This window comes from Pseudomonas sp. (genome assembly GCF_050739655.1).
Classification (GTDB): Bacteria; Pseudomonadota; Gammaproteobacteria; order Pseudomonadales; family Pseudomonadaceae; genus Aquipseudomonas.
In genome coordinates this window covers 1-6,650 of the sequence record NZ_JBOIBY010000063.1, presented here as the reverse complement: position 1 = coordinate 6,650, position 6,650 = coordinate 1, and the positions used below count along the sequence as shown (strand labels likewise).

At 60.5% G+C, this 6,650-nt stretch carries 5 protein-coding genes and 1 pseudogene; all 6 read right to left on the bottom strand.

Translation table 11 applies throughout. The features are described 5' to 3' along the window. Positions 1-116, bottom strand: a pseudogene (locus tag ACRESJ_RS03505) (sugar ABC transporter permease); the annotation flags it as partial. Between the two features lie 185 nt (positions 117-301). Further along, on the bottom strand, positions 302-1,609 hold the full coding sequence (locus tag ACRESJ_RS03500; protein ID WP_431756659.1) for an ABC transporter substrate-binding protein: 1,308 nt from the start codon (positions 1,607-1,609) through the stop codon (positions 302-304). Between the two features lie 117 nt (positions 1,610-1,726). Next, positions 1,727-2,986 (bottom strand): AGE family epimerase/isomerase, encoded by a 1,260-nt coding sequence (locus tag ACRESJ_RS03495; protein ID WP_431756658.1) that lies wholly within the window; start codon positions 2,984-2,986, stop codon positions 1,727-1,729. 243 nt (positions 2,987-3,229) lie between these two features. Then, positions 3,230-4,699 carry an ATP-binding protein gene (locus tag ACRESJ_RS03490; RefSeq protein WP_431756657.1) on the bottom strand — a complete coding sequence of 490 codons (1,470 nt, stop codon included), beginning with the start codon at positions 4,697-4,699 and terminating at the stop codon, positions 3,230-3,232. After that, complete coding sequence (locus ACRESJ_RS03485) at positions 4,689-5,420, bottom strand: response regulator (RefSeq protein ID WP_431756656.1); 732 nt, start codon at positions 5,418-5,420, stop codon at positions 4,689-4,691. The genes ACRESJ_RS03490 and ACRESJ_RS03485 overlap by 11 nt, the downstream gene beginning before the upstream one ends. A 175-nt stretch (positions 5,421-5,595) precedes the next feature. Then, on the bottom strand, positions 5,596-6,546 hold the full coding sequence (locus ACRESJ_RS03480) for a glucokinase (protein WP_431756655.1): 951 nt from the start codon (positions 6,544-6,546) through the stop codon (positions 5,596-5,598). Positions 6,547-6,650: the final 104 nt, after the last annotated feature.

Sequence of the window (6,650 nt, the reverse complement as noted above, 5' to 3'; positions counted from 1 at the left end):
TAACCGTAGAAGCCAACCAACACGATCAGCATGCTCGGCGCGAGTACCAACTTGGGTAGCCAGCGTTGCAGCGCATCGAACGGTGAGGCTTTGCTGAAAACCGCCACAGAGCTCATCGGGATAATCCAGGTGAAGGGAAAAGAAACCGGCACGCCGATCCCTTGTCGGAGCAGGATCCTGTGGGAGCTGGCTTGCCTGCGATGAAATCAACCGGGTTCAAAGTCGGACCGAGTCGCCTGCATCGCTGGCAAGCCAGCTCCCACACAATCCCATTCCAACCAGGAACAGGCTGTGTCAGGAGTTACTGAGCCGCTTTGACAGCCGACGCCAGTTGGGCGCTGGCCTTGGCCGGGTCTGCGTCCTTGTCGTTCATGAAGTTGGTGACCACGTCGAAGATCGCGCCTTGCACCGCCAGGGAAGTGGCCATGTTGTGCGCCATGCTCGGTTCCAGGCCGCCGGACTTGTCATCGGCCAGGAAGTCCTTGGCCGACTTCTGGGCGCACTCGTCGAAGCCGAGCTTGTCCATCTCGTTCAACATGTCGGTCCGCACCGGGATCGACCCTTTGTTCATGCTGAAGACTTTCTGGAAGTCAGTGCCCAAAGCAACCTTGGCCAGGTCTTGTTGAGCGGCGATGTCGCCCTTGCGATCAGCTTTCAACTTGAACACCGCCAGGGAGTCGATGTTGTAGGTGAAGGCTTTTTCAGTGCCCGGGAATGGCACGCACTGGTAATCCTTGCCGGCGATCTTCTTCGCGGCGGTCCACTCGCTTTTCGCCCAGTCGCCCATCATCTGCATACCGGCCTTGCCGTTGATGACCTCGGCGGCAGCGATGTTCCAGTCACGACCGGCGCGGTTCGGGTCCATGTAGGTGGTGACTTTTTTAAGCTCGGTGAAAGCCTTGGTCATGTCAGCGCCCGACAGGGTTTTCTGATCCAGGTCTACCAGGGCTTTTTTGTAGCCGTCGACACCCATGACCGACAACACCACGTCTTCGAATACGGTGCTGTCCTGCCACGGCTGGCCACCGTGGGCGAGCGCGATGAAGCCCGCGGCCTTGAGTTTGTCGCCAGCGGCATAGAATTCTTCGAGGGTGGTCGGGGCTTTTTCAATCCCGGCTTTCTTGAATACTTCGGGGTTGATCCACAGCCAGTTGACGCGGTGGATGTTCACCGGCACGGCCACGTAGTCGCCTTCGTATTTAACGGTGTCGGAGACTTTCTTCGACAGCAGGCCATCCCAGTTTTCCGACTTGGAGACTTCTTTCAATGCGTCGGTGCTGAGCAGGCCAGTGCTGCCCCATTCCTGGATATCCGGCCCCTTGATCTGGGCAACGCCCGGCGGGTTACCGGCAACGGCGCGGCTCTTGAGAACGGTCATGGCGGTGGCCCCACCACCACCGGCGACTGCGCCGTCCTTCCAGGTGAAGCCGTCTTTTTCGACTTGAGCTTTCAGGACATCGACCGCTGCTTTTTCACCACCGGACGTCCACCAGTGAACGACTTCCACGGAACCTTTGGAATCGGCGGCAAGGGCGCTGAGCGGGAACGCGGACAGAGGAACCAGGGAGGCGAGAGAAATGACAGTAGCGAGGCGAGAAATCGCATTCATCGAGTAGTACCTTTCTTGTTGTTATGCATGCAAGTCTGGTGCTTGCGCTGCATAGGATTTTAAACAGGGGATGCCCCTTCGCAGGTAACGAAGGGACGCGCGAATGTCACCGCATGGTTACATAGAACCGCTCTGGGACACCTTCGCCAGCGCACTGGCCATGCTCGGTGCCAGCGGCAGACGCGGGATCAGCAACGCTTGCCAGGCGTGATACAGGTCCGGTTTTCCTGCCCAGATATCGGCGCTTGGGCGGTTCAACGGATCGAGTTCGTGGTGCCAGCTGCCGCCTTCGCGGTCGATGAAATGACTGTCACAAAATTCCCAGAACAGGCGGTACCAACGCTCGTATTGCTCCTCGCCGGTGCGCTTGAGCAAAGCACTGGCGGCGGCGCTGGCTTCGCAATGCGTCCAGTGCAGGCGATGGCGAACCACCGCGTGATTGTCCCAGTCCAGGGTGTAGACAATGCCGGGCGCGCCATCGACATCCCAGCCGTGACGACAGTTGTGCTCGAAGAGTTTTTGCGCGTCCGTGACCAGCCAACCTGGCGTCAGCATCCCGGCCTGCACCCGCGCCGCTTCAAGATGCAACAACAGTCGTGCCCATTCAAAACCGTGGCCCGGCGTGGTGCCGTAAGGGCGAAAACCGTCGGCGGGATTGTCGTGGTTGTACTCGCGCAGGGGCTGCCATTGGCGGTCGAAATGCTCGACCACCAGATAGCCATTGGCGGCGGCGTGACCATGGATCACCCGTTCGACAATACGCTGGGCGCGGCACAGCCAGCGGTTGTCCTCAGTGACATCGGCCAGGGCGAGGAACGCTTCGGTGGCGTGCATGTTGCTGTTGGCCCCGCGATAAGCCTCTTCCTCACTCCAGTCACGGTTGAAGGATTCGCGCATGGCGCCCTCCTCCTCGCTCCAGAAACGGCCCTCGATGACGCTGATCGCATCATCGAGCAAGGCCTGGGCGCCGGGGCGTTGCGCGACCACGGCGGAGCTCGCCGCCAGCGCGACGAAAGCGTGCAGGTAGGCGTTCTTGCCGGTATTACCGTCGCGGTGCTCGGCGACCGCGAACCAGCCCCCATGTACGGGATCGCGCAGCGGCCCGCGAAGGGCTTCGACGCCGTGATCAACCAACTCGGCAAACCCTGGCAGGCCTTGAATGTGGGCCATGGCGAAGCTGTGGGTCATACGCGCGGTGTTCATGGTTTCGGCTTGTGCGTCGGCTGGCAAATGACCGCGCTCATCAAGATTGCCAAAGCCTTCAGGCAGCTTCGAAGCCTTGGCAAACATCAACAGGCTCAGGCCTTCGGCGATGAGCCATTGCTGATGCGCAGTTGCATTCAGCCAACTGCTGAAGGCCGGTTGGAAGATGTGCATGGGGGACCTTTTTTGTTGTTATGACTGATAGGCAGTCTAAACATCAGGCCAGGGCAGGCTTGTAACGAAGGGGGCGAGTTATGTCACCAGGTTGTGACATTTGCCTTGAGGAATGTATTGAATGGACTGACGTCATCGCGGGCAAGCCCGCTCCCACAGGTTTTGAGCCGATCACAAAAATTGTGAGCACCACTAATCATTGTGGGAGCGGGCTTGCCCGCGATGAACGATAACGCGGTCTAACTAATCAACGCTGCGAGGCAATTGCAGGGTCACCCTCAACCCACCCTCACGCAAATTCTGCAAACTCACCTCACCCCCATGACTATGGGCAATATTGCGGGCGATCCCCAGCCCCAACCCATACCCCTGCTGCTGCCCGGCCAGGCGAAAGTGCGGTTCGAACACCTGCTCCATGCGCTGTTCGGGAACCCCCGGCCCTTCGTCGTCGACGTGCAGCACAAACGCACTCTCGTCGTCATCGATGTGCAGGTGCGCGTTCTGGCCGTACTTCAGGGCATTGTCGATCAAGTTGCCAATGCAGCGCTTGAGCGCCAGCGGTTTACCCGGATACGCCGCCAGCGCCCGTCCCTGCTGCGTCACGCGGCCATTGCCATTGGGCGCCAGATACGGTTCCACCAGACAATCGAGCACATGATTGAGATCCACCGGCTCGATGTTTTCGTGGATATCGGTGTCCTTCACACATTGCAGCGCACCTTTGACCAGCAGCTCCAGCTCATCCAGATCGCGACCGAACTTGGCTTGCAGCTTTTCGTCCTCAAGCAATTCCACCCGCAACCGCAGTCGGGTAATCGGTGTTCGCAAGTCATGGGAAATCGCGCTGAACAGTTGGCTGCGCTCGGTGAGATAACGACTGATGCGTTCGCGCATGGTGTTGAAGGCGCGGCCGACCTCGATCACTTCACTGCCGCCACCCTCGGCCACCGGCTCCACATCGGCGCCCAACGACAGATCCCGCGCTGCCCGCGCCAGGCGCTTGAGTGGACGGCTCTGCCAGTGCACCAGCAGGCCAATGAACAACAACAAAAATCCACTGGTCAGAACAATGAACCACACCTGCTGCGCCGGCAGGCCTTGTTCTTCAAGACTGGTGTAGGGCTCGGGCAGCAGCGAGGCAATGTACAGCCACTCGCCCGGGGCCATCTGAATCTGCGTGACCAGCACTGGCGGGTTCACCGGTTCCAGCGTCAGCGCGTAGTGCGCCCATGACCGTGGGAGCTCATCGAGCTTCAGGCCGCCATTGAAAATGCGCAGATCTTCGGGGCTGACGAACGTCACCGAGATGTCCGTGTCCTGACCGAGGGATTGGCGCAGCACTTCGTCCACGGCTTTCATCACCGCCAACTTGCGCGGCGTGACCGGCAGCACTTCCATGCCCAGAGGTTTGTCGTTGAGGGTGACTACAAATCGCGTACCGCCCATGCTGCGCAACTGGTCGAGCACAAGCGGTCGGTAGGCCACCGGCAGCGAGCGCAGATAACTGACGCTGGCAGTCATCGAATGCGCCAGGCTGCGGGCGCTGGTGACCAGGCCTTCAAGCTGGGTGGCGCGCAGTTGCGAAACCCAGATCACGCTCGACAGCGCCTGGGCGAACAACACCGCAAGCAAGGTCAGCAGCAACATGCGCCCGAGCAGCGAACGTGGCGTTGGCACCTTGGCCGCGAGCTTGCGCAAAAAGTCAGTGACCATTGCTGGCGATCACACTGGCTGCCAGTTGGTAACCGCTGCCACGCACGGTACGGATCAGGCGCGGTGGTTTTTCCGTGTCACGCAGACGCTGGCGCAGACGGCTGACGGCCATATCGACAATGCGATCGAGCGGCATCAAGTCGCGACCACGGGTGGCGTTGCCAATGGTGTCGCGGTCGAGGATTTCCTGTGGGTGATCGAGGAACAGTTTCAGCAAGGCGAAATCGGCGCCGGACAGAATCACCTCTTCACCATCGATGTGAAACAGTCGATGGCTGACCATGTCCAGGCGCCAGTCATCGAAGGCCAGCACTTCGCCGCCGTTGCGTTCCTGACCGAACTGCGCGCGGCGCAGCAACGCCTTGATGCGTGCCTGCAATTCGCGGGGGCTGAAGGGTTTTCCCAGGTAATCGTCCGCGCCCAGTTCCAGGCCAATGACCCGGTCGGCTTCGTCGGAACTGGCCGTGAGCATGATGATCGGCACCTGAGCCCGCCGCGGGTGTTGGCGAATCCAGCGACACAGACTGAAACCGTCTTCGTCCGGCAGCATCACATCGAGGATCACAAGGTCACTGGGCTCGTCATTGAGGGCCTGACGAAAACCGGCGCCATCGGGCGTGGTACGCACCTGAAACCCGGCACGGGTCAGGTAGGTTTCCAGCAACTCGCGTATCTCTTGATCGTCATCGACCAACAAAATCGACTTGTTGACTGAGCTCACGGGGCGGCGTCCTTGTTATTTGAATTGGGCGGATTATGCCTGATGCAGCTTGGATATTTGTTGTCTGTCCTGACCCCATCGCTGGCAAGCCAGCTCCCACAAAGTCATGCGCACATTCTGAAAATGCCGGTGATCCTGTGGGAGCTGGCTTGCCAGCGATGAAGGCAACTCGGTCTCAAGCCTGGTCGAGTGCCACCCCCGCGCCCACCAACCCGGAATACGGTGCCGTCACCAGCCACACCGGTATCCCCTTGAAGTAGTCGCTCATGCAACCCTTGTCGGCAAAGCACCGGGCGAAGCCGCTTTCGAGGAAGAAATCGGCGAAGCGTGGAATCACGCCGCCAACAATGAACACGCCACCGCGCGCACCGGTGGTCAACACATTGTTGCCAGCCACGCGGCCGAGCCAGCAGCAGAATTGCTCGAGCACTTCCAGGGCAATGGGGTCCCCGGCAAGGCCTGCTGCAGTGATCGCTTCCGGGGTGTCGAGCACAGGTTCATGCCCATCCACCGCACAGATCGCCCGGTAGACACGAGGCAAACCGCCGCCGCTCAACGCCGTTTCCGCGCTGACATGACCGATCTCATTGAAGATGTGCTGCCACAGCTGGGTTTCCCGCGGGCTGCTCAGCGGTAAATCGACGTGACCGCCCTCACCCGGCAACGCGGCGAATCGGCCCGCGCCCAGATCCAGCAAAGTGCCGACGCCCAGGCCAGTGCCCGGGCCGATCACCACCGCAGGGCGCATCGGCTCCGGCGTGCCTTCGCAGACCACGCGAAATTCACCAGGCTGCAAACGGGTCATGCCCAACGCCATGGCCGAGAAGTCGTTGACCAGCAATAGCTGATCCACCTGCAGGCGCTGGCAGAAACCCTTGCGGCTCAGGCGCCAGTGATTGTTGGTGAACTTGAACTCATCGCCGCTCACAGGCCCTGCCACCGACAGGCACACCGAACCGATCGAACCCGGCGCCAGGCCGAGCCCGCTCAGGTAGAGACTGATCGCCTCTTCCGGGCTGGCATGGTCCGCCGTCGCCAGCACCTGGACCGATTCCAGCTGCTGGTTTTTCCACAACGCGAACCGTGCGTTGGTCCCACCGATGTCACCGACCAAAGCCAGTTTCAATTAAGCGTCTCCAGGGCAGAAGTGAAGGCGCTGGCGCCCTGCTCCGCCGAGCTGAAGGCCATGCGCATGAAACCAAACAGTTCGCGACCGGTGCCGATGTTGTT